We start from the raw sequence: 25,853 nt of genomic DNA, 5'->3' as shown, positions 1-25,853 counted from the left end.
GGTGTTTCCCGGTTAAAACGCGACGGTTAAAGTACCGTGGCTAAAAAATGACGGACGCGTGGGTTTTGCGCTTCGTCGAGTACGGTTGAAGTCGGTCCGGAGGCAACGATTTTCCCTTCTTCCATAAAGACGATGTTATCCGCCACTTCACGGGCGAAGCCGATTTCATGGGTGACGATCACCATGGTGATGCCGGAATGCGCCAGCTGTTTGATCACCTGCAATACTTCGCCGACCAGCTCCGGATCCAGCGCCGAGGTGGGTTCATCAAACAGCATCACCTCGGGATCCATCGCCAGCGCCCGGGCAATCGCCACGCGCTGCTGCTGACCACCGGAGAGCTGCTGCGGCCAGTCGTGTTCACGTCCCGCCAGCCCGACCTGCTTCAGCAGCGCCAGACCTTTGCTTTCCGCCTGCTGACGGCTGAGCTTTTTCACCCGCATTGGCGCATCAATCACGTTTTGCAGCACCGTGCGGTGCGGAAACAGATTGAACTGCTGGAAAACCATGCCGATCTGGCTGCGTTGTGCGGCGATCTGCTTGCTGTTCAGCTCGTGCAGCAGCTGACCCTTTTGTTGGTAGCCCACCAGCGCGCCGCCAATACGGATGGTGCCGCCATCGAGCTTTTCCAGATGGTTGATGCAGCGCAGCAGCGTCGATTTACCCGAGCCCGACGGGCCGAGAATGGTGGTCACCGAACCGGCGGCAATATCCAGATCGATGCCGTCCAGAATGGTGACGCCGGAAAAACGTTTGGTGATTTTACGTAACGAGATAGCTTCAGCCATTGCTCACTCTCCCCTGCTCTGCGGTAAAGGTTGCCGGCTTGCGTTTGAACCATTCGCGCTTCTCTTTACGGGTGACGCCGCGCGCAAAGTAGCGCTCAACGTAGAATTGTCCCACTGACAGCACCGAGGTCATCAGCAGATACCACAGCGTCGCCACCAGCAGCAGCGGGATCACCTGATAGGTGCGCTGGTAAATAATCTGCGCCGAAAACAGCACGTCCTGCAGGGCGATCACCGACACCACCGCGGTGGTTTTCAGCTGGCCGATGATTTCATTGCCCGCCGGTGGCAGGATGGCGCGCATCGCCTGCGGCAGCACGGTATAGCGGAAAATTTCGGCAGGCCGGTAGCCCAACGCTTTGGCCGCTTCCAGCTGGCCGTTACCCACGCTCTGGATGCCGGCGCGCACAATCTCTGCCGCATAGGCCGCCTGGTGCATCACCAGGGCGATCACCGCCGCGCTGAACGGGCTGATCAGCGAGTTCGATGACGCGCTCCACAGCTCGCCGACCCAGGGCAGCGAAACAGAGACCTTTGGATAGAGCGCGGCAATGTTGTACCAGAGAAACAGCTGCACCAGCATCGGCACGCCTCGGAAGAACCAGGTATAGGCCCAGCTGACGCTGACCAGCACCGGATTGGAAGAGAGCCGCATTAACGCCAGTACCGTGCCGCCGGTGAAGCCCAGCACCACCGAAATCGCCGTCAGCTGCAGCGTCATCAGCACACCTTGCAGGATCGACTGCTGGGTAAAGCTGTCGGCAATCACCTGCCATTCAAAACGCGGGTTCTGTACCATCGAACTGACCGCCGCGGCCAGCATCAGCAGCACCACTAAGGCGCTGATCCAGCGGCCATAATAGCGTTTGCCGACAATGCGCAGCGTGTCGGGATCCTGATGGCTGTCGTCTTTACTCATTTAAAGATATCCAGATTGCGTTTAGCTTCTTTCACCGCGCCGAAGCCGATGTTCCACTTATCGAGAATTTTCTGGTACGAACCGTCTTCGATCAGCGAGTTCAGTGCGGCCTGCACCGCAGGCTCCAGCGGAGAATCTTTAGCGAAGGCCACGGACACCGGCGCATCGTCGACGTGGATCTGGCCCGGTAAGGCCAGCACGGGAACCTGGCTGACCTGATAGGTCAGGCCTTCATACGGGCCGAAGAACATCGGTACACGCCCGCTCACCACCGCCTGAACACCGGCCGGACGATCCGGGAATACCGCCGTTTTAATCGGCTGCTTGCCGGCGGCCTCACACTCTTTGCTGGCCTGGTCCAGACGCGTCAGCTGCGTGGTGCCGGCACCGGCGCCCACCGTTTTACCGCAGACGTCCAGCAGCGAGGTAAACGGCTTCACGTTGGCCTCTTTCTGGGCAATGATCCCCAGACGCGAGGCGTTGTAATAGCCAACGAAATCGACCTGCGCCAGGCGAGCTTTGGTGGCGTTGATATTCGACAGCGCCACATCGTAACGGCCGGATTTCAGCCCCGGAATGATGTTGTCGAAGCCGCCGGTATCCTGCCAGTGCACCGGAATGCCCAGGCGTTCGCCGACCGCATTCATAATGTCGATCTCGCGACCGGCCAGCGTGCGGTTATCTTCTTTATAAAAGGTGGTTGGCGGCGTATTTGGGTTGGTTCCGGCAACGATATAACCGCGCTTCAGGATCTCGGCGGGCAGCTGGCTTTTTAGCTTGCTGTCGGCCGACACGTGCAAAGAGCTTTCAGTCGGGACATTTTGTTCCGCAGCCCAGGCCGTTGGCAGGCTGGCGACCATCAATGCTGAAAATACCCATTTAGATAATGTCATTTGCACTCTTTCTCCTGAATAAAGATAACAATCCGCTCGCCAGGGAGACGGAAAAGAATAACGCCACCGGATCTTATTTAATGGAACGCTTGATTCATTCTCACTGAAGCCGCGGAACCAGGGCAAATGTGAAAATACGCTAAGCTTTGCCGGTTTTTGTTTAAGGCCCGTGGAGCACGGGTTTGCCTGCGGTTTCCGGCATCACAACCAGGATTTCGGCGGGATCTGCTGAAGAAGGGTTTTAGGGAGGCATGAAATCGGCTACTAATTTTTAAACAAAATTATCATTTAGAGCTGAAATCGTCACATTTCGATAAATTCCTGCAATATCCCATTAACAAAACAGGGGCATCCCAGTAAGATTTGTGACTTCAGTATCATTTCTCGCTCACTTTCGTTTTCCAGGGATACCATGCACCAGCCAAAAACCGATCGTTCTTTGGTTCCGCCCAAAAATGGAACCGGTTCCAATCGTCGTGAGTTCCTGCGCGCCGCCGTCAATCTGACCGTCTCGGCGGCGCTGTTCGTCGGGCCTGGCCGGGCGTTTGCGGCAGGCCTGGTCAGCGCCAGCGATCCGGTTAAAAACTTTATTAGCGTCTCGCAGGCCATCACCGAACATAAGCAGATCGACAGTGGCCTCGCCGCGCGTTTCTACGAAGCCTTCGCCCGCAGTGACAGGCAGTTTACCGCCAGGGTCACCCGCCTGGCGCAGTTGCTGACCGCCGGCGACAGCGCGCAACAGCTGATGGACAAAGCCACTCAGGCAGGACTGAAAGACTTCCTCTATCAGATCGTTACCGCCTGGTACACCGGCACCGTCGGCAGCGACTATCACGGCACGCTGGTCGCCTATAAGCAGGCGCTGATGTATGCCCCGGTCAGCGATGGCCTGGTGGTGCCAACCTACTGCGGCAATGGCCCGATCTGGTGGACCGCGCCCGTCCCGGATGAAAACGACGGTTTGATCGCCAGTCTGTAATTCAACACATTAAAAAATAAAATAAAAATGAACAAACAACCCGTTTTTACTGCGCAAGGCGATGCCAGCGCGGATATTGTGATCGTGGGCTCAGGTGTTGTCGGTGGCATGATTGCCAATGAATTGGTCAGCCAAGGCTATTCCGTGCTGGTGCTGGAAGCCGGGCTGCGCATTGAGCGTTCCCAGGCGGTCGAGAACTGGCGCAATATGCCTTTTGCTAACCGTGCAGGGTCGGATTTCCAGGGGCTGTACCCGCAGTCGAAATTCGCGCCCGCCCCGCTCTACTTCCCGCCGAATAACTACGTTAACGTGACCGGCCCGAACGCCTCCAGTTTCCAGCAGGGCTATCTGCGTACCGTCGGCGGCACCACCTGGCACTGGGCGGCGTCCTGCTGGCGTCACGATCCCAGCGACTTTGTCATGCAGTCGAAATATGGCGTCGGTCGCGACTGGCCAATCTCCTATGACGAACTGGAGCCGTGGTACTGCAAAGCCGAAAACGAAATTGGCGTGGCGGGCCCGCACGATCCCGCCCGTCAGTCACCTTCCCAGCGCAGCCAGCCCTATCCGATGGATATGGTGCCGTTTGCCCACGGCGACAGCTATTTCGCCAGCGTGGTCAACCCGCACGGCTACAACCTGGTGCCGATCCCGCAGGGCCGCAGTACCCGTCCGTGGGAAGGTCGCCCGACCTGCTGTGGCAACAATAACTGCCAGCCGATCTGTCCGATTGGCGCGATGTATAACGGCATTCACCATATCGAACGTGCCGAGCGCGCGGGTGCGGTGGTGCTGGCCGAAGCGGTGGTCTACAAGATGGATACCGACAGCAACAACCGCATCACCGCCGTGCACTGGAAAGACAGCGCGGGTGCGTCGCATAAAGCCAGCGGCAAAGCCTTCGCGCTGGCCTGTAACGGCATCGAAACGCCGCGCCTGCTGCTGATGGCGGCCAACGGAGCTAACCCAACCGGTATCGCCAACAGCTCCGATATGGTCGGCCGTAATATGATGGACCACTCCGGTTTCCACTGCTCATTCCTGACCAAAGAACCGGTCTGGCTGGGTCGTGGCCCGGCGCAGAGTAGCTGTATGGTTGGCTACCGCGATGGCGAGTTCCGCCGCGACTACTCCGCCAACAAAGTGATCCTCAACAACATCTCGCGCGTTGTTGCTGCCACCACTCAGGCGCTGGCAAAAGGCCTGGTCGGCAAGGCGCTGGACGAAGAGATCCGCTATCGCGCCGTGCACAGCGTCGATCTGTCGATCAGCCTTGAGCCGCTGCCGGATCCGGAAAACCGCCTGACGCTGAGCAAAACCCGTCTGGATCCGCACGGCCTGCCCTGCCCGGATATTTACTACGACGTCGGTGATTACGTGCGTAAAGGCGCGGAAGCGTCCCACGCGCAGCTGGAGCATATCGGCCAGCTGTTTGATGCCAAAGAGTTCAACATCAGCAAAGGGTTGAACGCCAACAACCATATTATGGGCGGCGTGATCATGGGCAAAGACGCCAAAGACGCGGTGGTCGATGGCAACTGTCGTGCCTTCGATCATGAGAATCTGTGGCTGCCGGGCGGCGGGGCGATTCCGTCTGCCAGCGTGGTTAACAGTACGCTGACCATGGCCGCGCTGGCGTTGAAAGCGGCACAGGATATGGCGATGCGCATGAAGGGGCGGGTATGAAAAAACTGACGTTGCTTTCTCTGCTGCTGGCCAGCGTGACCGCTGCAAGCTTTGCCGCTTCAGCTGAGGAGCTGGATGTTAACCTGCTGCATAAAGGTCAGCAGGTTGCCTCCGCATCCGACTGCCAGGCGTGCCACACCGCGCCGGGCAGCAAATCCGCCTTCTCTGGCGGCTATGCCATCGCCTCGCCGATGGGGGTGATTTACTCCACCAACATCACGCCCGCCGAAAACGGCATCGGGCAGTATACCGAAGCGCAATTCTCCGCGGCGGTACGCGATGGGGTGCGGGCTGACGGCGCGCAGCTCTATCCGGCGATGCCGTACACGTCCTACAGCCAGATGACCGACGAGGATCTGCACGCGCTCTATTACTACTTTGAGCACGGCGTGAAGCCGGTCGATCGGGCCAATCAGCAGACCAACCTGCCGTTCCCGTTCAGCCTGCGGTTCAGCATGAAGTTCTGGAACCTGATGTTTGCTAACACCAAACGCTTCGAGCCGGACAGCAGCAAAAGCGCCGAATGGAATCGCGGCAACTATCTGGTCAACAGCCTGGCGCACTGTAATACCTGCCATACGCCGCGCGGCGTGCTGATGCAGGAAGAGAGCGCGAAGCCGCTGGCTGGCGGCCCGCTGGGCAGCTGGTATGCGCCGAATATCACCTCCGACAAGGTCAGCGGCATTGGCGGCTGGAGCGACCAGGAGCTGATGCAGTACCTGAAAACCGGTCGCGCTGAAGGGAAAAACCAGGCGGCTGGCGGCATGGCGGAAGCGGTTGAAAACAGTCTGCAGTATCTGCCGGACAGCGATCTGAAGGCGATTGCGGTTTACCTGAAAAGCACCCCGGCGATCCGTGACGACGGCGACACCCAGGCCGCCTTCTCTTACGGCAAGCCGATGGATGTGGAAAACAGCATTCGTGGTCGCAACCCGAATAATGCTAAACACTCGCTCACCACCGGTGCCGCATTGTTTAGCGGAAACTGCGCCAGCTGCCACCAGCCGGATGGCGCAGGTAGCAAGAATCAGGCTTATCCGTCGCTGTTCCACAACACCGCAACCGGGCTGCGCGATCCGAATAACCTGATCTCGGCGATCCTGTTTGGTGTGCAGCGTAAAACCGCCGATGGTGACGTGCTGATGCCGGGCTTCAGCTCGCCGTCTTATGTCGACAAGCTGAACGATCAGCAGGTGGCGGATATCACCAACTTTGTCCGTCAGAACTACGGCAATCCAGAAGGTACGGTTACCGCAGGCGATGTTGCCTGGGTGCGTAAAGGCGGCCATCCACCGCTGCTGGCCGAAGTGCAGCCGTGGATCGTTCCTGGCAGCATTGCGGTCATTGTGATTGTGCTGATTATTGTTCTGCTGTGGCGTCGGGCACGACGTAAATAATAATCGCTGGGGTTAATTCAATTAACCCCAGCTATTTTACTGTTGGCAATGAGTTAACAATTCAGAATTAATTCGAACACCATCTTATTTATTTCGCTGACGCTAATTAACCTATCCCTCTGCCGGAATTCTATTTCCGTTACCGCGCGCAAAGTTTGCCACTTCCCGGTTGGTTGTCAAAACACAAAGCTTTAGCATCATCCTTGCCCGTATACGGAATAAACAAGGAGATGTTTATGGCAATACCCGTCTATTTGCGTTTAAAGGATGATGGCGGTTCGGCTATCAGAGTTGGTGTTGTTCTGGAGGGGCAGCCATGAAAAGACTCAGCATATTACTTCTTTTTTGTGCTCTGCCAGCATTTGCGGAAGATGCTCAGCATAAACCTGCCGGTCCCTGCGATATTCGCAATGTGACTTGCACTGCAGATCGTATCGACTTCAGAACCTGGTACACCGTGGTCATTAAAAATGTGGCAGCAGGCAAGACGGAGTGGATCAATCGAATTCCTGATTTTGAGAAGCATGCCAGTCGCAAAAATAACCTCGAACTTCTTACCGCAGCGAAATTAGGATTGGTTAAAAATCCCCGCGTCATGCTGAAGATGCTCAAACCGCTGGATGCAAAGGATCTGCATGGTTTTGCCGTTTTCAGCACAGATATGGTGTGTAGCAGCGACTTTGATTGGGTCACTGAAGATTCATACCTGCGGTATTATCGCGCGGTGCACCGCTCAGTGCAGAAACTGGGCAAGGAGGGGGCGTATTGCCTGAAAATGCTGGAAGACACTCATGATGAAATCATGGCTGATGCCGCAAGAAACCCTGACAGCTGGGGGATAAATTCCGTTCCAGGCTACTGACCCACTAAAAAAACGCCTGAAAAGTTCCGATTTCAGGCGCTTTCTAAACAAGATCCTCAAGCCGGATCGGGATTAATCCACCAGCAATGCGCTGTCGATTTTCACCACGATCTTACGCAGCGGAGAGGGAACGCCGAAGGTGCACATTGGGCGATGCAGCTCCAGCGGGAAGATCACCGCCAGCGCGCCGGGTTGCAGGTGGATCAGCGTTTCGCTGTCGATCCGGTGGCAGAAGCCCAGATCCTTCTGCTCTTCAAAAGGAGCAACCAGATCCAACTCCAGCCCGATCGGGCCTGCACCGATGATCTCTTCCCCGGCCAGCACCAGATGGATATCGATATACTGGCGGTGGAACTCGGGCTGCTGCGCGTTAAAATCGCGCGTTTCGCTTTCCATCACCGAGTAGAAAATCGCCTCGCCCTGAATGGCGTATTTCCCCACCGCCTGAGTCTGTGGATTGTTCGCCTGGATGGCCTGCAGAGTGTTACGGATCACCGCTGGATAAAGCGGATTTTTTGCTGCCTGTTCGAGGGTATCAATGATCATAACGTTGTTCGGTCTCCGGTTGTAAGGATGCCACGGCGGGTGCCGCAGAAGTGGGCCGCAACAGGCTGACGCAGCGGGTCACAATAGTGCTCAGCGCAGGCGAGATATCCACGGGGATAACATCGCGCTCCTCTGCACCCGGTGCTTCCAGCGCGGCAAACTGGCTTTTAAGCAGCGCCTCCGGCATAAAGTGCCCTTTGCGCCGCTTCATGCGGTCCAGCACGCAGTCGTAGTCGCCGTTCAGCCAGATAAAATGCACGTTCTGATTGCCTTCACGCAGCCGGTCGCGGTAGCTTTTTTTCAGCGCTGAACAGACCAGCACACCGGACTCATTCTTCTGCTCAAGGCTGAAAATCACGTCTGAAAGCCGGCCTAACCACGGCAAACGATCGTCGTCGTTCAGCGCCTGGCCGGACGCCATCTTGGTGATGTTCTGGCGGGGATGCAGATCGTCCCCATCGATAAATTTCGCCTGTAAGGCATTTGCCAGCGCCGTCCCCACCGAGGATTTCCCGGTGCCGGATACGCCCATCACAATAATGCATTGACCTGCCATTTCGGTTCCTCCGGGTTAGACCGCCGCCAGCATGCCGCCATCAACAAACAGCAGATGCCCGTTCACAAAGTCAGACGCCTTTGAAGACAGGAATACCGCCGCGCCCACCAACTCTTCGGGATTGCCCCAACGGGCAGCCGGGGTGCGCTTGCACAGCCAGTCGGTAAACTCCTGATTGTCCACCAGCGCTTTGGTCATCGGCGTCTCGAAATAGCCCGGCGCAATGCCGTTGACCTGGATGTTGTAGCGGGCCAGCTCCACGCACATGCCGCGCGTCAGCATTTTCACCGCGCCTTTCGCTGCGGCATAGGGAGTGATGGTGTCGCGGCCCAGTTCGCTCTGCATCGAACAGATGTTGACGATTTTGCCCGCGTTGCGGGTAATCATGCGCTTCGCCACGGTCTGGGACACCAGGAACACCCCGGTCTGGTTGGTGGCAATAATGTCATTCCACTCATCCAGCGGGAACTCGGTGAACGGGTGCCGGCGCTGGATGCCGGCATTATTAAACAGCACGTCGATTGGCCCGATGGTGGACTCTATCTTTTCAATCCCGGCTTCAACCCCTTGCGGGTCCGCGACGTTGAAGACCGCGGTGTGCGCGGTAAAGCCTTCGTCGCGCAGCTTCATCGCCGCATTCTCTGCGCGCTCTTCTGAGGTGCCGTTAATGATGATTTCCGCACCGTGCTGCGCCAGGCCGCGCGCCATAATAAAACCGATGCCCTGCGCTGCGCCGGTCACTAAAATTCGTTTGTTCTCTAAGCTGAATAGATTCATCTGTTCCTGCTCCATTGCATCAGGCAGTGAGTGGCTCGCGCGAGGTGAGTCTGTATGGGCCTTATCACACGGCTTTTAGCCCTTTTAAACTGTGATACAGATCACCTATAGCGCTGTTACGAAACCAGGATACCGTTGCTGTGATCGCGACGGGCTTTTCACCGTAACACGCACCGCAAGACCAGGATTAACCGCACTTTAATCCAATTTCCTTTAAGGGTCGCAGCAGGCATAATGCAGGCATTGAAGGGCTGTCGGCTGATAACAACGATGAAAATGCAACGGATCACGTTACATGATATTGCCACTCTGGCGGGTGTAACAAAAATGACGGTCAGCCGCTATCTCCGCACGCCGGAAAAAGTTAAACCTGACACCGCCGAACGGATTGCCAGCGTGATTGCCGAGGTGGGCTATGAGCCGGACCCGGATAATCACGCCATCGCCAGCAACGCCCTTCCCCGCATCGGCGTGCTGATCCCCTCCTTTAATAACCAGATTTTCTCCGACCTGCTGGCCGGCGTGGAGTCGGTCACCACCGCCCAGGGCTATCAGACGCTGGTGGTGAATTACGATTACGACAGCCAGCGTGAGGAAGAGCAGATCGCCACCGTGTTGGCCTTCAATGTTAAGGCAATCTTACTGACCGAATCGGTCCACACCGTGCGCGCCGAGAAGTATCTGAAAGCGGCGGGCATTCCGGTGGCGGAAGTGATGGGACTGACTACCACCGAAGGCCGCGTCAACGTCGGATTCAATAACTTCCAGGCCGGGTTTGATATGGCCAGCATGCTGATTGGCAGCGGCAAAAAGCGCATCATCTATTTCGGCTCAATGTCCGATATCCGCGATGAGCAGCGCTACGCCGGCTACTGCAAAGCGGTGGAAGACGCGGGCCTGCCAACCGGACGCATCGCGCCAAAAAAGGTCTCATCGGTGTCGACCGGGGCCGGAATGATGACCATGGCGCGCCAGATGTATCCCGATATGGACGGCATTCTCTGCACCAACGATGACCTCGCGGTAGGCGTGTTGCAGGAGTGCCTGGCGGCCGGGATTGCCGTGCCCCAGGAGATGGCGATAGCCGGTTTCCACGGGCTGGAGATCGGTCAGGTAACAACCCCGAAACTGGCCAGCGTCATCACCCCGCGCTTCGAGATGGGTAAAACCGCCACCGAGATTTTGATTAAGAAGATCAACAACCTTCCCACCATCGAGCGGGTAGATTTGCACTATCGCCTGTCGATGGGATCGACCATCTGACGGCGGAAACCCGCCGATAAGCACCTTCGCGATCACGTAGTCGGTAACACAGATTTCTAACACGATTCAGTGTGATCCAGCTCGCAATTAAATACTCAGAAACCCCTTTAATAGTACGTATCCGACGTACTGCCTTTGAAGGGGAACCCCATGACAACTCAAGCCATCCTGCTAATCGCTCCCGTACCTGATGCCCTGATGGACCGACTGGCTTCTGGCTGGACGGTTCACCGCCTGTACGAGCAGCAGGATCCGCAGGCCTTTCTGGCCCAGTCTGGCGACAGCATTCAGGCGGTGGTGACGCGCGGCGACATCGGCGTTCGCAACGAGGTTCTGCAGCAGTTACCGCAGGTAAAGCTGATTGCCGTGTTCGGCGTCGGCACCGATGCCATCGACCTCAACACCACCCGCGCCCGCAAGATTGCCGTGACCATCACCTCCGGCGTGTTAACCAATGACGTTGCCGATATGGCGATGGGCCTGCTGCTGGCGGCATCCCGCCGACTGTGCCAGGGCGACCGCTTTGTTCGCGAGGGCCAGTGGCTGAACAACGCGCCACCGCTCGGCACCCAGGTCAGCGGCAAACGTATCGGCATTGTCGGCATGGGCAACATTGGCCAGGCCATTGCCCGCCGCGCCAGCGGATTCGATATGCCGGTCAGCTACACCAGCCGCAGCCGCCGTGAGTCGCTGCCGTACAGCTGGTGCGACGATGTGCAGAGCCTGGCGAAATCCTGTGACTTCCTGGTGATTGCGGCTTCGGGCGGCGAATCCACCAAAGGGATGGTTGACAGCGCCGTCCTGCAGGCGATGCCGAAACACGCCTGGCTGATCAATATCGCGCGCGGCTCGTTAGTCGATCAGTCCGCATTAATTCAGGCCTTACGCAAAGGCGAGATTGCCGGTGCCGCGCTGGACGTCTTCGAGCAGGAGCCGCAGGTTCCAGAAGAGCTGATTGCGCTGAACAACGTGCTGTTACAGCCCCATGTGGGTAGCGCCACCCACGAAACCCGTCAGCAGATGGCGGATGTGGTGTTCGCCAACGTTGAGGCGTTCTTCAACCAGAAGCCGCTGCCGACCGCCATCGATTAACGCGTTTGCATCCCCTGCCCAGGCCGGCGTTGTCGGCCTGCATCACCGGGATGGACCGTTATCCACTTTTTCCAGAGGGCCTGAGATGAATAATAAAATACCCGGCACGCGTTGGCTGCGTGTGATAGCCCCGATTCTGATCACCTGCATTGTGTCGTTTATGGACCGGGTGAACATCAGCTTTGCCCTGCCTGGCGGCATGGAGCAGGATTTAGCCATCACCAGCCAGATGGCCGGTATCGCCAGCGGCATTTTCTTTATCGGTTATTTATTCCTGCAGGTGCCGGGCGGCCGCGTGGCGGTGAACGGCAGCGGCAAGAAGTTTATCGCCTGGTCTCTGGCGGCGTGGATGGTGGTGTCGATCGCCACCGGCTTTGTCACCAATCACTGGCAGTTGCTGGGGCTGCGCTTCGTGCTGGGCATCTCGGAAGGCGGGATGTTGCCGGTGGTGCTGACCATGGTCAGCAACTGGTTCCCGGAAAAAGAGCTGGGACGTGCGAACGCTTTTGTGATGATGTTTGCGCCGCTGGGCGGCATGTTTACCGCGCCGATTTCCGGTTGGATCATTAACGCCTTCGACTGGCGCTGGTTATTTATCATCGAAGGCCTGTTGTCTGCCGCCGTGCTGCTGGTGTGGTGGCTGGTGATCAGCGACCGTCCGGAAGAAGCCCGCTGGCTGCCCGCGCGTGAACGTGAATACCTGATTACCGAACTGACCCGTGAGCGCGAAGAGCGCAGCAAGAAAGCGCCGGTTGGCAAAGCGCGACTGAAAGACGTGTTCCGCAACAAAGGGTTGATGAAGCTGGTGCTGCTGAACTTCTTCTACCAGACCGGCGATTATGGCTACACGCTGTGGCTGCCAAGCATTCTGAAAAACCTGACCGGTGCCAATATGGCCAACGTGGGGTTGCTGGCGATACTGCCGTTTGTTGCGACCATTGTCGGTATCTACCTGATCTCGATGATCAGCGATAAAACCGGTAAACGCCGTCTGTGGGTGATGATTTCGCTGTTCTGCTTTGCCGCATCGCTGCTGGCTTCCGTGGTGCTGCATCAGCATATCGTCGCGGCCTATATCGCCCTGGTATTCTGTGGTTTCTTCCTCAAAGCCGCCACCAGCCCGTTCTGGTCAATGCCTGGCCGTATCGCCTCGGCCGAACTGGCCGGTAGCGCACGCGGTGTGATCAACGGTTTGGGTAATCTGGGCGGCTTCTGCGGCCCTTACCTGGTCGGCATTATGATCTACTTCTACGGTCAGGGAACGGCCATCTGCGCGCTGGCCGGCTCGCTGATTATTGCCGGTTTGATCGCCACCACGCTGCCGAAACAGTGTGACCTGGTTGAGGATGCCGACGACGGAAAAGTCGGTGCCGGGCATGGCAAGATCGGGCATGGAGTTTCGCACCAGGGACGGTAGGAATATGTTGAGCGATCGCCCCGTTCTTTTACGAATCTTTTTTATGGTAACGGGGCGGTTTCTGAGCGTTAACTGACATTGGCTTGATCGCTATCATTGACAGGATTTATTGATCGGCTGTTACGGGTAACGTGCAGCACCTTGTTATGACTCGAAAAGCCCCTGCTTTTACTGGCAGGGGCTTATGTGGTTAAGGTTGCCGCTGAAGTTTATTTATATAGTTTCACCTGAAGATAATTTCATGATGGGAATATATTTTTTGATTCAGTAACAATTTGACGTAGTTAACCCCATGAATTAGGCGCGTATTCTGGCAGGATGCTGCGCACTTAGTGTGCATTTGGTAGTCCCTGTCATGCAGTGGTTTTCGAAGAACGCCGTTTTGTTTTCAGTAAAGACCTGTCTTGCGGCCTTTCTGGCTGTCTATATCTCGCTTGAACTGAATCTGGATAAACCGGCCTGGGCACTGACTACCGTTTACGTCTCTTCCCAGCTTTACTCCGCTTCAACCATCTCGAAATCGATCTTCCGCCTGATGGGCACGCTGCTGGGTGGGCTGTTTGTATTCCTGATTTATCCTGAAACCGTGCAGTCTCCGATGCTGTTCAGCCTGTGCGTGTCTTTGTGGGTCAGCTTCTGCCTCTATCTGTCGCTGCATGACCGCACGCCGAAAAGCTATGTGTTTATGCTGGCGGGCTACAGCGCCGCCATTATGGGTTTCCCGGCGGTGACCATGCCGCTGAGCATTACCGGCACGGTGATTTCACGTATTGAAGAGATCGCGCTGGGCGTCACCTGCAGCAGTTTTATTCATGGATTACTGCTGCCGGTTTCGATGCGCAACCTGCTCGAGCAAAGCGTCACCGTCTGGTATCAGAATGGGCGTAAGATGTGCAGCGATCTGCTGACCGGTATTCCGAAACATAACTCGCCGGAGCGGGAAGATATCCTGATCCGCATGGCGCAGTATCCGCAGCAGGTTGAAGCGCTGATCACCCACTGCGTGTATGAAGGTGACGCGGCGCGCAGGTTGATCCGCCTGGTGAGCGTGCAGTATCAGCATCTCTCTTATTTGATCCCGACACTGGCCGCGATTGAGATTCGTCTGCATCAGATGGCGCAGCTGGATATCCGCTTTCCGGAAACGGTTTCCCTCGCCTTTCAGCAGTTTCTGCTGTGGCTGAACGCCGGAGACGATCTCAGGGATACCGCCGGGATTCAGGCTACGCTTACCGCCACTCAGGCCGATCTCAAACGTGCCTGGCAGAATGGCGAGTTGCCGATTGACGAGTGCCTGGTGCTGACCGGTTTACTTGAGCGCCTGGCCGACTTTGTGCGCATCGCCGGGGCATATCACAGCGTCAGCAATCTGGTCAGCGATCTGTCGGGCGATACCAGCCTCGCGCGTAAAGAACGCTCGCGCCCGCATACGGACACCGGCCTGCTGCTGCTCTCCGCGACCACCTCATTCCTCGCGACCTTTGGCGCCTGCCTGTTCTGGATGGGCACCGCCTGGCGCGATGGCGCCTCCGCGCCGATGATGGCCGCGATACTCAGCTCATTCTTTGCCAGCGCAGACACGCCGGGCAACTCCATGAAGTTGTTTATCAAAGGCACCGTCATATCGATCATTATCAGCGTGCTGTACGTCGCGCTGCTGATCCCGCAGGCCGTGACCTTTGAAAGCCTGATTATCTGCCTGTCGCCGGGGCTTTTCGTGCTGGGGTTAGTGATTGCCAATCCTTCGACCAATATGATCGGCCTGAGCGCCGCGATCCAGCTTCCCGGTTTAATCGGCCTGAGCCACCACCTGAAGCCCGACCTGACGCTGGCGATCAACACGGCGATCTCCTCGATGACAGGGATTCTGTTTGCGGTGGTGATCAACGCGATTATCCGTAACAAGCGCCCGTCATGGATCGCCCGCCGCGCGGTGCGTTCGGGGCTGGGCGAGCTGCTGCGATTTGTGAAAGAGATGGAGCGCAACGGCTCATCGCTGCTATCACGTCAGCACTTTATTACCCGCATGCTGGAGCGCGTGAACGTGATCCTGCCGCGTATGCGCCTCGATCCGCATCCCGACCTGCTGACCGCTGGCAACCTGGTGACCGAAGTGTGGTTGGGCGCGAACTGCTATGACTATTACGCCCGCAACCGCGAGATGTTGGGGCAGCATCAGCTGGACAGCGGACAGATGTTCCACGAGCTGGCGCTGTTCCTGAAGCGGCGAATGAAGTCACTGAAAGTGGCTCCGCATCCTGCCCTGCTGGATGAGCTGGATTTGCTGCTGCTGGAGCTGGAAGGCCTGGCCACCCGCGATGAGCAGCTGTTCACGCCGCTGTTCCATCTGTACAGCATCCGCCTGTGGCTGTTCCCGGATCGGGCGTGGCCGGATAAGCCGTTGGCGTATTTGAGGATGCGCCGGTGAGGGTTTGGGTGGTGATGTTAAAAACATCCGCGCAGCTATAAGCGAACATTGTTAAAGATTGGTTGTTTTTGGATTTACAATTACTGCGTTTTGTTATGTGATCGCGTAACTCTCTTTATTACGAGCCGCCTCACAAAACAGGACATTTATGCGTTTCTATCAGGCCGATCCTAAGCTGGAGCATTACTGGCGTGGTGTGATCCTTTTTGGCAAGAATGTCGCGTCCTACAAATTTGCGCTGGCCCATGCGCTGTATGACCTGAAGCAGCCTGGTAACGACCTGATTACCCTGGAAATGCTGGCCGCACCTTTTGCCCGCCATATTTGTGCTCACCTGGAGCAGGCACCCAAACAGATCACCAGCAAGCAAAGCCAGTTTCTCGATGCCTGTTTGCAGTTCAATAAGGGTGAAATTACGGAAGAGCAGTTGATTGGCATTACCGTTAAACGCGGTTTTGCCAACGTGATTGATGCCTTTCATAACGTCAATCAAGCTGAAATCGACAAGCGCTTTTTCCTTGATGAGCGTAAATCGGAGAAAGGCATTCGTCTGACCGACAATTACTACCATCTGACCGAAAACGATCAGTTTCCTAATCTGATTCGGGAAACCGATGCACGCTGGCGACTGGTTGAGGAAGCCTGGGCAATGGGCGTTTCACGTAACCTGATTGCCGTGGAATATGACGAAGACAGTAAGATGTTATTCAGCCGCAGAAATAACAAGCGCATTAACATTACCAGCTGTCGCGACAGTCTGAATGGCTATCAAAAAGGCTACTGTTTCTATTGCTACCGCCCTATCAGCATCGCGATGGGTGAAACCGACCTTGCCGACGTCGACCACTTCCTTCCCTTTATGCTGAACCATTCACTCAGCAATCTGGACGGTGTCTGGAACCTGGTACTGGCCTGCCAGACCTGCAATCGTGGGCATCAGGGGAAGTTTGCCCGGATACCTTCCACCAAATTGCTTCAACGTCTGCATGACCGTAATGAGTACTTTATTAACAGCCATCTTCCGCTGCGCGAAACCTTGATCCGTCAGACGGGCAATACGCCGGCTTTGAGGCATAATTTCCTGCAGCAACACTGGCAAACGGCGAAAGAAACGCTGTTTCATATATGGGAACCTGTCGCACAGGGAGACGGTATTTTCTGATGAATGACGATTATTACCAGCAAAACGCACAGCGCTTTTTTGACGAGACGGTGGATGTCGATATGTCTGCCGTCTATCAACCGTTTCTGGCTCTTCTGAAGCCAGGCGCCCGTATTTTGGACGCGGGTTGCGGCTCGGGCCGTGATACCAAAGCGTTCAACGAGCTGGGTTACGTTGTTGATGCTTTTGATGCATCTGCCGAGCTTGTCGGGCGAGCGAAGGAACTTACGGGAAAACCGGTTGAGGTGATGCGCTTTCAGGAGCTGGCTGCGGTTGAGCAGTACGACGGCATCTGGTGCTGTGCTTCGCTGTTGCATGTGCCTGAGAAGGAATTGCCGGAGGTGATAGCGCTGCTGGCAAAAGCACTAAAACCTGGCGGCGTTTGGTATGTATCCTTTAAGTATGGAACCGGCGAGCGGGTGAAGGACGGCAGGCGATTTACGGATATGAATGAGGATTCGATAAAAAGATTAATTATGAGCGTTAAGTTCATAAATATAGAGAAAGAATGGTGCTCAAAGAGTTATAAAAAAAACACCACAGAACTATGGATGAATATAATCATAAAAAAATCACAACCTCTTTGAAGAGGTTGGTTTTCATACAAAAAAAATTTTTATGTTAATTATCTCACACCGCGATCGCGTAAAATGAGATTTATTTCTTCCAATGCAGAAATCTGACGATGTTCGAAGGGAGTTCGTTTGTCTGATTGAGATAGAGCCGCTAAGGCCAGTACCCCTCCAGCTCCGCCAGTCAAGCAATTGACTAAATCAAATTTCCCTTGAATGAAATACCAACCTGCAGCAAGCAACATAAGTATCGCAGCGAAGCCAAGGACCTTAAATAATATTTTATTTTCCTGGCTCGTTCTCTTTTTAAGTTACTTATTCGATGCTTTTCCTCATGAATTAACTCTTGATTGCCACAATGAATAAGAAGCTTGTACTCAACGTTATTGGAGTGGTCGTTTATAGTAACATCGCCGTGAATATCGCCAGAGCCAAAATCCCTCATTCTATTTCCTCATAAAAAATTTTATGTTTATTATCCTTTAATATCGCCCGGCGGCAATATCTTCAAAAAAATGGATGCGACTTCATCCTCAGCAAACAGATAAGCTGCAGGTACTTCTAACGCCTCAGCCAGACGCTGAATGGTGTTGAAATCAGCCTCGTGAATCCCCTTTTCATATCGGTTTATACGGGTGCTGGCGACGAACTCGTCGATGCCCGCAGCAATGCCTAAGCTTTTCTGGGAAAAGCCCTTCGCCAGGCGTGCCTGCTTTAAGCGTTTGCAGAATGTTTCATGGATACTTGATCTCGGTTTCATAACTACGAGATTCGTAGATTTTATCTTTCGCAGATACTACGAATATCGTAGCATTACATTGCTGGTTAACTTAACAAGAGTAACTTAGGAGATTGAAATGAGAAGGAATTGGCACCCAGCTGACATCATTGCCGCGATTCGCAAACAAGGTACTTCACTCGCTGCGCTCTCTCGTGACGTGGGTTTAAGCTCATCTACGTTGGCAAACACACTCTACCGCCCATGGCCTAAAGGCGAAGTTCTGATAGCAGACAGGATCGGAGTTCATCCCGCTGAGATCTGGCCCGAACGTTATTATAATAGTGAGGGAAAGTTGATCGACCGCAAATCTCTGGTTAGAGTTCGAGCCGTTAGAAGAGTCTGAACTTTAATAGTCGAGCTGGCGTTTGATGCTCAGCCAAGTAAAGACTTAGTTAGCTTAATGAATGTTGAGGGATTCAAGCCAGTACATAGTCTGCTGGCTTTCAAACTACTTAACTGCCTTTACTTACGCAGCGTAAAAAGGCAGATTTTAAGCACCACCCGCCGCCAAAAGCACCACGCCCAGCTGATCGGCTTCTTCCTCGATGGCATCCAACACGTTCTCTGACTCGATTATCACCTCCGACTCAATCTCAACATTTAGTTGAGATGCTTCAATACGGTCACCAAATAGCATCAATGCCGCATCACCATGCTGTTTAGAAGACCACTGAAGTCCCTGAACGTCCGGGAAAGCCTGATGTATCGCCAACGCGTATTCCCGGGTGAAAATATACTGTTCGGCAGAAGAGTCTAAAAGCTGGGCTCGCGTGACGCCCATTTTGCGCAGTGTTTTAGGATTAAGATCCGCTAGCTGAAGGTCAATAAGCGGCGTGATAATCGAATGCGCCATTCCGGACAGCTTTCCCAAATCGTAAGATGCGCCAGCGGAGTCTGCCGGCAGATCGTGGAACAGCGTCTCCATAACCGCCACGCCGGTATTTTCCCCGCCGTATAATGTCGCTACGCCGTTACTCATTGGGCTGAAGCGAGAGTTCCCCTTACCTGGGTTGAACTGCACTGCACTGTAATCCGCTGAATGCACCCGATGGAGCCGTTTGCCAGCAGGCCAGGTGACAAAATTCACCTGCAAATTAGCCTTGGGCTGACGTATTTTGCGGGCAACAACCTCCTTGTCATCGGCATCAGCCATGAATGGCGCCCTCTCTCTCTGCCTGCGCCGCTAACAGCACCTGCTTGGGCTGCGATGCCAACACATCTTTCGGCTTTTTGCCGCCAAGCCAGCTGTTCTCCGAGCCAAACCAGATGGCGAGTCCCCACGGCGTTTTCTTCTCGCCGAACAGCGAGATCACTTGCTTCACCACCGGGATTGGCCGGAAACCTTCATCCAGCGCATATTCCGGATAGTTGTCCTTGCCTTGCAGCTGCAGGGCAAAAATACTGCCTGCCGATTTCCAGCGATTAGGGCCCGCGCTTGGATTACTGCTCTGGAAGTTGGCTTTTTCGGAGAGTTCACGCGCCGTCAGCCAGACGGAATCTGCCAGAATACGGTCGTTCAACTGCTCGCGACGCTGAGCATTCCGTTCGGCCCTGGCCTGTTTACTGGTTTGTTCCAGAGGTTCAGTGACCACCGCCAGCGTTTTTCGTCTACTGGAAGCCGTGCTCTTGTTCAACGCAGGCTCTTTCTGGCTAAACGAAGCCAGCACGGCGTTCAGGGCAGCCTGCATCGCCACCTTCATAGTTTCGTTGAACGCGGGGTTACGTGCTTTCGTGCTGCCCAAATCAATCACCAGGTATTCCGCATCGGCATGGGTTTCCAGGCTGTGAAGCTGGTCGCCACTCAGGTTCCTCACATCGAAAGAGTGATCTTCACGCCGTGCAGAGTTGTTTTTTGCTGCCATCATTCACCTCGACTGACAGAAGGATATATCGGTTATATCCATTATATATTTGATGTGAGGTTTGTCGAATATTTGAGCTGAATGAATTGGGGAAGGGTGTAAGGATTGGGCTGTTCCTGTATCAGGATTAGCCTAAGGCTTAAATAGGGTGCGGTCTAAAGCAGAACTGCAAGCCCATGCTTACGCACAATAGAAAGGAGTTTTAGCGACATCCCACCAGGGCGTTTCGCCCCGGTTTCCCACTTTTGTACGGTGGAAACACTCGTATTCAGATAACGCGCAAAAACAGGCTTACTGATTCGAAAAGGGTTTCACAGGAAATTATGCTGGGTCATACTGCTTACACCACAAATACGACTCATATCGCTGAATTCAAACCAAAAAAAAAGCCACCTAAACGGTGACTTAATTTTTCATACACTATGGTGCGAAGGCCGGACTCGCCAAATCAATATAACCATCTGAATTAAATAAATATTAAATCATTTGAATCTTCGTTATATACTCACTTGTATACTCAATTGATTCTAGTTTACTATCATTATAAATCAATGAGTTAGAGCAATGTGTATAGTCTCAGTTTTGAGCCATTTTTACCAGCAGGAAGCAACTGAAACTCTCCGCTTCAACGAGGCTTAGCTAACATCCCCGGATAGTGTTTCGCAATAATGTCTTTCATCCTTTCAATCAGATCCAGGCGTTTAAACGTCAAATGCGCCGTTCCCTTCTGAAAGTAACGAATACTAAAGTACTCATCCTCGTACACATCCTTAGCCGGATTATCCCGAATATGTTCAATCAATCGGGTAGAGATATCACCACGTGACCCTGACCCCGAATATGATCCAGTCATAATCAGGAATAACCGGCTTCTGACCCTGACCCCGAATATGATCCAGTCATAATCAGGAATAACCGGCTTCAGTCTGGCTGCATATTCTGGCAACCGGCAGATTTTTTAGCAAATTCGGTCGGAGTCATCCAGCCCAGCGCAGAATGGGGACGCCTCTGGTTATAGTGTATGCGCCAGTCCTCGATTTTGCACCGTGCATCCTCCAGAGACATAAACCAGTTCTCGTTCAGACACTCCTGCCGTAACCTGCCGTTGAAGGACTCGACCGTCGCATTGTCCGTCGGTGTTCCCGGGCGTGAGAAGTCGATTCTGATGCCTCTTTCGTACACCCATCTGTTCAGCATTTTCCCTGCAAATTCAGAACCATTATCGGTTTTCAGCAACTGAGGTAAAGGACGTCTGAGCGCTATGCTGTTCAGCATTTCTGCCACTTCTGCTGAACGCAAATTCTGCCCCACGCAGATCCCCAGGCATTCGCGGGTGTACAGGTCGATAACCGTCAGCAGGCGCAGTCGTCGCCCGTCAAACAGCGCATCAGAGACAAAATCCATGCCCCAGACGTGATTCGGATACAGACCCTGAGGCTGCGGTTGTCGGCGCTGGGCCGATTTATTGCGGCGTGGCCGTTTGAGGCGCAGTGACAGCCCCTGTTCGCTGTAAAGCCGGTAGATCCGTTTGTGATTATCGTGCCAGCCTTCCCGCCTGAGCATCACGTGTACCCGGCGGTACCCGTAATGAACCCGGGTTTCTGTGATCTCACGGATACGCAGCCGCAGTGCGCTGTCATCGGCGGCCACAGAACGATATCGAAACGAGCTGCGGCTGACCCGCAGCGCAAAACAGACCTGTCTCTCACTGGCACCGTAGCGGACTTGCAAATCCCTGACCCATTCGCGCAGGCGTGCCAGCGTCAGCTCTTTTTTGCCAGCACGTCCTGCAGCATCGCCTTGTCGAGGCTCAGATCGGCAACCAGCCTCTTCAGCCGCAGATTTTCCTCTTCCAGTTGCCGCATATGCTTCAGCTCCGAAGGAGAAATGCCGCCGTATTTTTTACGCCACGTATAGAAAGTGGCATCCGAAATGCCCAGCTTGCGACAGACATCCGGCACTGACATACCCAGTTCAGCCTGCTTCAGGGCAAAAACAATCTGCTCTTCGGTGAATCGTGACTTTTTCATCGGCACATCCTCCGTTCAGGGGAGTGTATATCATGCCGGAATTCTGTTTCTGAATGGAGCAGGATTTCGGGTCAGGGTCAGCAGAGCATCACGGCGGCGACTGGTCCATGATGTATTTTTCGGATCACGGACTGTCATACATCAACAAAGACAAGGCAAATGCTTACTTAACGCACGGAGATAAAACCCGCGAGAATTACGACGTGCCATTTTTCACCGTCGACAGAAATCAAACAGAAAGAGTTATCATCCCGGTACAACACAGCGGCTTACGTTTTCTGGAAACATTTTCAGAATGGATGAAAATTAGCGACCCGTCGATTGCCCGTTGCGATGAGTCGCTCTCCGATGTGGACTACACACCTTCCAATCAGGTCATTAATTTTAAAGGACAATTTGTCAATTATGATGAATTGTCCGCAGAGAGCAATTAGTCTTATGTTTACCGGGTTGTATCGGGTGCAACATTGATGCATGAAATTTTTAAGAAAAACTGTTTTGTGCCGATATAGAAAGAGGAGCCTCTCCATTTTTCTGTCGCTTACTGACATAACCTGTCAGTAAGTAAGATTACCATCAGGGAAAAGCTATCAAGGGAAGACTTATGAGCGGGCATGAAGTCATGGTACAGAGAATAACCGTCATTATCTCAGAACTTTATCAATACGGTTTTGTGTCTCGCCAAAAGTTGATGAACGAATTCAAAATAAGCGAACGCACCTTGTATCGGGATCTTAACCGCTTGGGCGATCGTATTATCCATAATGGAGAGGGTATTTACAGGCTGGCACCTGCTTATGCCAAACCTCAATCACTAAAAGAACTGCAAAATCTCGTCCGTATTTTAGGTATGGAAGCGTTATTTCCCGCAAAAAAACTCTTTTCCCAGCCTGATTTAACGTCGTTAAGTATCCGTGCTTTACCGAGCGATCCTGAGGCTCAACGAGTACTTGAGAATAACTTTAGTCTGTTTGATAAAGCGATTCGCGAAAACAACATTTGCGAATTTCACTATAAAGACAAACTCCGTACCGTTGCACCTTATAAACTCATTAACATAAAAGGTGTCTGGTATCTCGGCGCTGTGGATAGAGGAAATGTGAAGGGTTATCAGCTCAGTAAAATTCGCTGGCTGCATCTTACTTCCTTACATTTCACGCCAGAGCTGCACATAACCCAGTACTTTGCTGAAGAAGATGATGTCTGGTTTTCTCTGAATAAGCAGACGGTACACGTCAAAATCGCAGCCGAAGTTAGCTACTACTTTCAGCGCCGCAACTTATTACCTGCGCAGAAATTAATACGACAAGAATCAAGCGGTGATTTGATTGTGCAAACCGAAATGGCGCACGAAAACCAGCTCTTCCCTCTATTACGATATTGGTTACCAAATCTCATTATTATTTACCCTAATAGCCTGCAACAACGTTTTCAGCAGCAGCTCAATCAACAAATGGCTGAAATGGAAACAAAATACGGCATGGCTATTTTTGACGATATGCAACAGGAGTGAAAAATGTTACGCGGCTCAGAAAGAAAAGAAGCATTAGCCAGTCTCACCAGGGCAACAAACCAATATGAAGCACAGGCAAAAGATACTCAGGAGGAGATCACAGCTCTCTTTTTGCTGCGCCAAAAGTGCAGTAAAAATCTGATTACTCGTGGTGAAAGCTTTGTAAACCGACTGGCGAATAAACCCAAAGAATTTGATAAATCCTGGAGCGAACTGAAAGCGGAAATTGCTGAATTCGATAACGTCGTCGAAAAACTGGAAGAAGAATACCGAACATCACATGTTGGTAAAGGGACCGCTGCCGCAGGGGTTGCTGTCGGAGCGGGAGTCGCAGCATTTGCCCCTACGGCAGCACTGGCCATTGCAACGACTTTTGGTACGGCCTCGACGGGGACAGCAATTGCAACTTTAAGCGGCGCTGCGGCAACGAATGCTGCACTGGCATGGCTTGGTGGTGGTGCACTGGCAGCTGGCGGCGGAGGCATGTCCGCTGGAGGCGCATTGCTGGCGTTAGCGGGTCCAGTCGGTTGGGGAATTGGTGCCGTAGGTATTGCGGGAGGAACCTTACTGGCTCGTCGTAAGAATGGAAAAATCATTGACGAAGCTCAGCGCGAAGATCGCCAGGTTCGTGCCAAAACCAGCGAATTGAGAGTGATGGAACGCGGAGCTCAGGAACTAAAGGTGTTAACGTCAGAGCATTATCATGGCACTGAAAGCATCGTCGATGCACTGGAAAAGACCGCACCGCGAGACTATAGCCAGTTCAATGCGCATCAGAAAGATCAGCTAGGGGCGTTGATTAACCATATCAATGCGTTGTCAAAACTGATCAACAAGAAAATCCAGTAATGAATAGTTTAAATAGTCATGATTCGGTTGGCGACCAAGTTATCGGCAGTGCAGTTGATGCCCTCAATCAGGCCCGCATCAAGGATGAATTGTTTAAGTTGGCGCAGCAGGATAGCGCCTTTACTTTTGCGGGCGAACAGATGCAGAAGGTGCGTGATTTTATTGCGTCACCGAATAACATTCTGGGTTCGATGAGTACCAAGCACGGTGAGATTGCTGAACAACTTGAGGTGGGCGTGCGCAATGCACGCCAGGCGATCGATGAGGGATTGGTTGATGAGTCGGCTTTAGGTGCAACATTTAACGGGGTGGGTCGCACCGCCCCTGCGGACTACAAGATTGATGGTATTGAAGTACAGTCAAAATTTATAAACGGCATTAATAACAATCTAACGCATGTCCTGAAGCACATGGAAACCTATCCCGACTTCACAAAGGGTGAGCCGTTTTACCATATCCCGAAAGATACCTGGCAGACCATCCAGGACGTCATTGACGGGAAGCCGGTAGAGGGATTGAGCGAAAAAACATTACAGGCTATTAAGGATAAAGTTGCCGATATTGAAAGCGCGACGGGGCGACCATTTGCCGATGTCGTGCGCCCAGGTGTTTCCGATTACAAAGACGTTCAATGGGGGAAAATCGACGAAACACTTGATAATCATGATCAGGAATTAGGTAAGCAGAACGAGACTAAAAAAGCTGAAATTATCGAGGATCACCAGCCTTCGCTGAACGAAGCCATGCGGGCGACAGCGATGGGAGTAGCTTTCGGGGGGGCTTTTGCTCTCGGAACGGGGATATACCGCAAGTATCGTGACGGTAAAAATATATTTTGTGGTGAGTTCGATGCACAAGACTGGCAGGACGTGGGGCTAGATACACTAAAAGGTGCAGCCATTGGAGGTGTATCCGCTGGAGCGATTTATACCCTTACCAACTATGCCTCGATGGGAGCACCATTCGCCAGCGCACTTGTCACCGCCGCCAAGGGGGTTGGAAGCCTTGCCTTATCTTACCAGCAGGGTGAAATAGATCTTGATGAGTTTACCGAGCTCGGGCTCATTGTTTGTGCCGAGTCCGCGATTATTGGTGCAATGGCCATTGCAGGCCAGGCGTTAATCCCTGTTCCTGTGCTGGGGGCTGTGATTGGCTCTATCTCCGGGAAGTTCATGGTCACCGTAGCCAAAAATCTGGACAGCAAAGCCCGCCAGGCTCTGCAAGCCAGAATGGACCATTTTACTCTTCGGTTGAATGACATTGAGCAGCAGGCACTCAAGCGCATCTTGTCCGAATTCACGGCATTAGGTGAACTGACAGCAGCAGCTTTCAATGTTGAAAATAACCGTAAATTACTCGAGGCGAGCATTACACTTGCTCAGGCCTATGGAGTAGAGAAAAACAAAATCATTAAAAATGCGGATGATTTGGACGCCTTTATGATGGCGTGATGCCGGGATGAAACCGGTTAAAACAAGGAA

The 25,853-nt window shown here is 53.6% G+C and carries 26 protein-coding genes and 1 pseudogene; 15 read left to right on the top strand and 12 right to left on the bottom strand.

Annotation, left to right across the window (positions count from 1 at the left end; genetic code table 11):
• Positions 1-26: 26 nt before the first annotated feature.
• The 3 genes from AC0IXH_RS21175 to AC0IXH_RS21165 are packed head-to-tail and all read right to left on the bottom strand — an operon-like array spanning position 27 to position 2,600.
• Positions 27-788, bottom strand: a complete 762-nt coding sequence (locus tag AC0IXH_RS21175) for an amino acid ABC transporter ATP-binding protein (RefSeq protein ID WP_053144926.1) — start codon at positions 786-788, stop codon at positions 27-29.
• Positions 781-1,707, bottom strand: a complete 927-nt coding sequence (locus tag AC0IXH_RS21170) for an amino acid ABC transporter permease (protein WP_134822803.1) — start codon at positions 1,705-1,707, stop codon at positions 781-783. Before AC0IXH_RS21170 ends, AC0IXH_RS21175 begins: the two co-directional genes overlap by 8 nt.
• Positions 1,704-2,600: an ABC transporter substrate-binding protein gene (locus AC0IXH_RS21165; RefSeq protein ID WP_053144928.1), complete on the bottom strand. Its 897-nt coding sequence runs from the start codon at positions 2,598-2,600 to the stop codon at positions 1,704-1,706. The genes AC0IXH_RS21170 and AC0IXH_RS21165 overlap by 4 nt, the downstream gene beginning before the upstream one ends.
• Positions 2,601-3,012: 412 nt before the next feature.
• Here AC0IXH_RS21165 and AC0IXH_RS21160 point away from each other — a divergent pair, with 412 nt between their 5' ends.
• From AC0IXH_RS21160 to AC0IXH_RS21145, 4 genes are all read left to right on the top strand, one after another.
• Positions 3,013-3,579 carry a sugar dehydrogenase complex small subunit gene (locus AC0IXH_RS21160; RefSeq protein WP_471720953.1) on the top strand — a complete coding sequence of 189 codons (567 nt, stop codon included), beginning with the start codon at positions 3,013-3,015 and terminating at the stop codon, positions 3,577-3,579.
• Between the two features lie 27 nt (positions 3,580-3,606).
• Complete coding sequence (locus AC0IXH_RS21155; RefSeq protein WP_471720952.1) at positions 3,607-5,265, top strand: GMC family oxidoreductase; 1,659 nt, start codon at positions 3,607-3,609, stop codon at positions 5,263-5,265.
• The gene (locus AC0IXH_RS21150; RefSeq protein ID WP_471720951.1) at positions 5,262-6,662 is read left to right on the top strand and encodes a c-type cytochrome; all 1,401 of its coding nucleotides are present in this window, start codon (positions 5,262-5,264) and stop codon (positions 6,660-6,662) included. The genes AC0IXH_RS21155 and AC0IXH_RS21150 overlap by 4 nt, the downstream gene beginning before the upstream one ends.
• Positions 6,663-6,978: 316 nt before the next feature.
• Positions 6,979-7,524, top strand: a complete 546-nt coding sequence (locus AC0IXH_RS21145) for a hypothetical protein (protein WP_471720950.1) — start codon at positions 6,979-6,981, stop codon at positions 7,522-7,524.
• A 72-nt stretch (positions 7,525-7,596) separates the two neighbouring features.
• Here AC0IXH_RS21145 and AC0IXH_RS21140 read toward each other — a convergent pair whose 3' ends face one another.
• From AC0IXH_RS21140 to idnO, 3 genes are read right to left on the bottom strand one after another with little or no spacing between them, the layout of a single operon-like run.
• Positions 7,597-8,070, bottom strand: a complete 474-nt coding sequence (locus AC0IXH_RS21140; protein WP_471720949.1) for a NanQ anomerase/TabA/YiaL family protein — start codon at positions 8,068-8,070, stop codon at positions 7,597-7,599.
• Positions 8,060-8,626 (bottom strand): gluconokinase, encoded by a 567-nt coding sequence (locus tag AC0IXH_RS21135; RefSeq protein WP_455864394.1) that lies wholly within the window; start codon positions 8,624-8,626, stop codon positions 8,060-8,062. Before AC0IXH_RS21135 ends, AC0IXH_RS21140 begins: the two co-directional genes overlap by 11 nt.
• A 15-nt stretch (positions 8,627-8,641) precedes the next feature.
• Positions 8,642-9,403 carry a gluconate 5-dehydrogenase gene (gene idnO, locus AC0IXH_RS21130; RefSeq protein WP_013203936.1) on the bottom strand — a complete coding sequence of 254 codons (762 nt, stop codon included), beginning with the start codon at positions 9,401-9,403 and terminating at the stop codon, positions 8,642-8,644.
• Positions 9,404-9,673: 270 nt separating this feature from the next.
• Here idnO and AC0IXH_RS21125 point away from each other — a divergent pair, with 270 nt between their 5' ends.
• The 6 genes from AC0IXH_RS21125 (at position 9,674) to AC0IXH_RS21100 (ending at position 17,352) form a co-directional block, all read left to right on the top strand.
• On the top strand, positions 9,674-10,666 hold the full coding sequence (locus AC0IXH_RS21125) for a LacI family DNA-binding transcriptional regulator (RefSeq protein ID WP_134822813.1): 993 nt from the start codon (positions 9,674-9,676) through the stop codon (positions 10,664-10,666).
• A 150-nt stretch (positions 10,667-10,816) separates the two neighbouring features.
• Positions 10,817-11,758, top strand: a complete 942-nt coding sequence (locus AC0IXH_RS21120; protein ID WP_013203938.1) for a 2-hydroxyacid dehydrogenase — start codon at positions 10,817-10,819, stop codon at positions 11,756-11,758.
• Between the two features lie 85 nt (positions 11,759-11,843).
• Positions 11,844-13,175, top strand: a complete 1,332-nt coding sequence (locus tag AC0IXH_RS21115; protein ID WP_053144942.1) for an MFS transporter — start codon at positions 11,844-11,846, stop codon at positions 13,173-13,175.
• 355 nt (positions 13,176-13,530) lie between these two features.
• Complete coding sequence (locus AC0IXH_RS21110) at positions 13,531-15,603, top strand: FUSC family protein (RefSeq protein ID WP_471720948.1); 2,073 nt, start codon at positions 13,531-13,533, stop codon at positions 15,601-15,603.
• Between the two features lie 148 nt (positions 15,604-15,751).
• The gene (locus AC0IXH_RS21105) at positions 15,752-16,765 is read left to right on the top strand and encodes an HNH endonuclease domain-containing protein (protein ID WP_471720947.1); all 1,014 of its coding nucleotides are present in this window, start codon (positions 15,752-15,754) and stop codon (positions 16,763-16,765) included.
• Positions 16,765-17,352, top strand: coding sequence for a class I SAM-dependent methyltransferase (locus tag AC0IXH_RS21100; protein ID WP_471720946.1), 588 nt, complete (start codon positions 16,765-16,767; stop codon positions 17,350-17,352). The genes AC0IXH_RS21105 and AC0IXH_RS21100 overlap by 1 nt, the downstream gene beginning before the upstream one ends.
• A 460-nt stretch (positions 17,353-17,812) precedes the next feature.
• Here the strand turns inward: AC0IXH_RS21100 and AC0IXH_RS21095 are convergent, their stop codons facing one another.
• Positions 17,813-18,097 carry a helix-turn-helix domain-containing protein gene (locus AC0IXH_RS21095; protein ID WP_346567208.1) on the bottom strand — a complete coding sequence of 95 codons (285 nt, stop codon included), beginning with the start codon at positions 18,095-18,097 and terminating at the stop codon, positions 17,813-17,815.
• Between the two features lie 97 nt (positions 18,098-18,194).
• Between AC0IXH_RS21095 and AC0IXH_RS21090 the strand changes: the two genes are divergently transcribed.
• Entirely contained in the window at positions 18,195-18,461 is a 267-nt protein-coding gene (locus tag AC0IXH_RS21090) for a helix-turn-helix domain-containing protein (protein ID WP_346567209.1), read from the top strand.
• 147 nt (positions 18,462-18,608) lie between these two features.
• On the opposite strand, the gene AC0IXH_RS21085 is transcribed toward AC0IXH_RS21090, so the two are convergent.
• The 5 genes and pseudogenes from AC0IXH_RS21085 to AC0IXH_RS21065 all read right to left on the bottom strand — a co-directional run bounded on the left by AC0IXH_RS21085 (position 18,609) and on the right by AC0IXH_RS21065 (position 22,010).
• Positions 18,609-19,271, bottom strand: coding sequence for an RES family NAD+ phosphorylase (locus tag AC0IXH_RS21085; protein ID WP_471720945.1), 663 nt, complete (start codon positions 19,269-19,271; stop codon positions 18,609-18,611).
• Positions 19,264-19,983 (bottom strand): integrase, encoded by a 720-nt coding sequence (locus AC0IXH_RS21080; protein ID WP_471720944.1) that lies wholly within the window; start codon positions 19,981-19,983, stop codon positions 19,264-19,266. Before AC0IXH_RS21080 ends, AC0IXH_RS21085 begins: the two co-directional genes overlap by 8 nt.
• Positions 19,984-20,135: 152 nt before the next feature.
• Positions 20,136-20,279 (bottom strand): annotated as a pseudogene (locus AC0IXH_RS21075) (helix-turn-helix domain-containing protein); the annotation flags it as partial.
• A 326-nt stretch (positions 20,280-20,605) separates the two neighbouring features.
• Complete coding sequence (locus tag AC0IXH_RS21070) at positions 20,606-20,926, bottom strand: DUF4942 domain-containing protein (RefSeq protein ID WP_471720943.1); 321 nt, start codon at positions 20,924-20,926, stop codon at positions 20,606-20,608.
• Positions 20,902-22,010 (bottom strand): IS3 family transposase gene (locus tag AC0IXH_RS21065; RefSeq protein WP_471720942.1). Its coding sequence is split into 2 segments (ribosomal slippage): positions 20,902-21,749 and positions 21,749-22,010, totalling 1,110 coding nucleotides; the frame shifts between segments, so codons are not numbered across the junction. The genes AC0IXH_RS21070 and AC0IXH_RS21065 overlap by 25 nt, the downstream gene beginning before the upstream one ends.
• A gap of 53 nt (positions 22,011-22,063) precedes the next feature.
• Between AC0IXH_RS21065 and AC0IXH_RS21060 the strand changes: the two genes are divergently transcribed.
• The 4 genes from AC0IXH_RS21060 to AC0IXH_RS21045 all read left to right on the top strand — a co-directional run bounded on the left by AC0IXH_RS21060 (position 22,064) and on the right by AC0IXH_RS21045 (position 25,823).
• On the top strand, positions 22,064-22,444 hold the full coding sequence (locus AC0IXH_RS21060) for a hypothetical protein (RefSeq protein ID WP_471720941.1): 381 nt from the start codon (positions 22,064-22,066) through the stop codon (positions 22,442-22,444).
• 170 nt (positions 22,445-22,614) lie between these two features.
• Positions 22,615-23,523, top strand: a complete 909-nt coding sequence (locus AC0IXH_RS21055; RefSeq protein ID WP_471720940.1) for a helix-turn-helix transcriptional regulator — start codon at positions 22,615-22,617, stop codon at positions 23,521-23,523.
• Positions 23,524-23,526: 3 nt separating this feature from the next.
• A complete protein-coding gene (locus tag AC0IXH_RS21050; protein WP_050946000.1) occupies positions 23,527-24,372 on the top strand; it encodes a hypothetical protein in 846 nt (281 codons plus the stop codon).
• Positions 24,372-25,823, top strand: coding sequence for a hypothetical protein (locus AC0IXH_RS21045; RefSeq protein ID WP_471720939.1), 1,452 nt, complete (start codon positions 24,372-24,374; stop codon positions 25,821-25,823). Before AC0IXH_RS21050 ends, AC0IXH_RS21045 begins: the two co-directional genes overlap by 1 nt.
• Positions 25,824-25,853 lie beyond the last annotated feature (30 nt).

This window comes from Erwinia sp. AC075 (assembly GCF_979253995.1).
Note: the sequence above shows the minus strand (reverse complement) of the source record. Positions and strands in the feature narration are given on the sequence as shown.

Bases quoted from the DNA above. Each gene is read 5' to 3' on its own strand.
- AC0IXH_RS21090 (WP_346567209.1), top strand. From the start codon at position 18,195: ATGAGAAGGAATTGGCACCCAGCTGACATCATTGCCGCGATTCGCAAA.
- AC0IXH_RS21165 (WP_053144928.1), bottom strand. From the start codon at position 2,600: ATGACATTATCTAAATGGGTATTTTCAGCATTGATGGTCGCCAGCCTG.
- AC0IXH_RS21115 (WP_053144942.1), top strand. From the start codon at position 11,844: ATGAATAATAAAATACCCGGCACGCGTTGGCTGCGTGTGATAGCCCCG.
- AC0IXH_RS21085 (WP_471720945.1), bottom strand. From the start codon at position 19,271: ATGGCTGATGCCGATGACAAGGAGGTTGTTGCCCGCAAAATACGTCAG.
- AC0IXH_RS21160 (WP_471720953.1), top strand. From the start codon at position 3,013: ATGCACCAGCCAAAAACCGATCGTTCTTTGGTTCCGCCCAAAAATGGA.
- AC0IXH_RS21150 (WP_471720951.1), top strand. From the start codon at position 5,262: ATGAAAAAACTGACGTTGCTTTCTCTGCTGCTGGCCAGCGTGACCGCT.
- AC0IXH_RS21050 (WP_050946000.1), top strand. From the start codon at position 23,527: ATGTTACGCGGCTCAGAAAGAAAAGAAGCATTAGCCAGTCTCACCAGG.
- AC0IXH_RS21125 (WP_134822813.1), top strand. From the start codon at position 9,674: ATGAAAATGCAACGGATCACGTTACATGATATTGCCACTCTGGCGGGT.
- AC0IXH_RS21140 (WP_471720949.1), bottom strand. From the start codon at position 8,070: ATGATCATTGATACCCTCGAACAGGCAGCAAAAAATCCGCTTTATCCA.
- AC0IXH_RS21170 (WP_134822803.1), bottom strand. From the start codon at position 1,707: ATGAGTAAAGACGACAGCCATCAGGATCCCGACACGCTGCGCATTGTC.
- AC0IXH_RS21100 (WP_471720946.1), top strand. From the start codon at position 16,765: ATGAATGACGATTATTACCAGCAAAACGCACAGCGCTTTTTTGACGAG.
- idnO (WP_013203936.1), bottom strand. From the start codon at position 9,403: ATGAATCTATTCAGCTTAGAGAACAAACGAATTTTAGTGACCGGCGCA.
- AC0IXH_RS21060 (WP_471720941.1), top strand. From the start codon at position 22,064: ATGGAGCAGGATTTCGGGTCAGGGTCAGCAGAGCATCACGGCGGCGAC.
- AC0IXH_RS21145 (WP_471720950.1), top strand. From the start codon at position 6,979: ATGAAAAGACTCAGCATATTACTTCTTTTTTGTGCTCTGCCAGCATTT.
- AC0IXH_RS21155 (WP_471720952.1), top strand. From the start codon at position 3,607: ATGAACAAACAACCCGTTTTTACTGCGCAAGGCGATGCCAGCGCGGAT.
- AC0IXH_RS21120 (WP_013203938.1), top strand. From the start codon at position 10,817: ATGACAACTCAAGCCATCCTGCTAATCGCTCCCGTACCTGATGCCCTG.
- AC0IXH_RS21135 (WP_455864394.1), bottom strand. From the start codon at position 8,626: ATGGCAGGTCAATGCATTATTGTGATGGGCGTATCCGGCACCGGGAAA.
- AC0IXH_RS21055 (WP_471720940.1), top strand. From the start codon at position 22,615: ATGAGCGGGCATGAAGTCATGGTACAGAGAATAACCGTCATTATCTCA.
- AC0IXH_RS21175 (WP_053144926.1), bottom strand. From the start codon at position 788: ATGGCTGAAGCTATCTCGTTACGTAAAATCACCAAACGTTTTTCCGGC.
- AC0IXH_RS21045 (WP_471720939.1), top strand. From the start codon at position 24,372: ATGAATAGTTTAAATAGTCATGATTCGGTTGGCGACCAAGTTATCGGC.
- AC0IXH_RS21110 (WP_471720948.1), top strand. From the start codon at position 13,531: ATGCAGTGGTTTTCGAAGAACGCCGTTTTGTTTTCAGTAAAGACCTGT.
- AC0IXH_RS21080 (WP_471720944.1), bottom strand. From the start codon at position 19,983: ATGATGGCAGCAAAAAACAACTCTGCACGGCGTGAAGATCACTCTTTC.
- AC0IXH_RS21105 (WP_471720947.1), top strand. From the start codon at position 15,752: ATGCGTTTCTATCAGGCCGATCCTAAGCTGGAGCATTACTGGCGTGGT.
- AC0IXH_RS21095 (WP_346567208.1), bottom strand. From the start codon at position 18,097: ATGAAACCGAGATCAAGTATCCATGAAACATTCTGCAAACGCTTAAAG.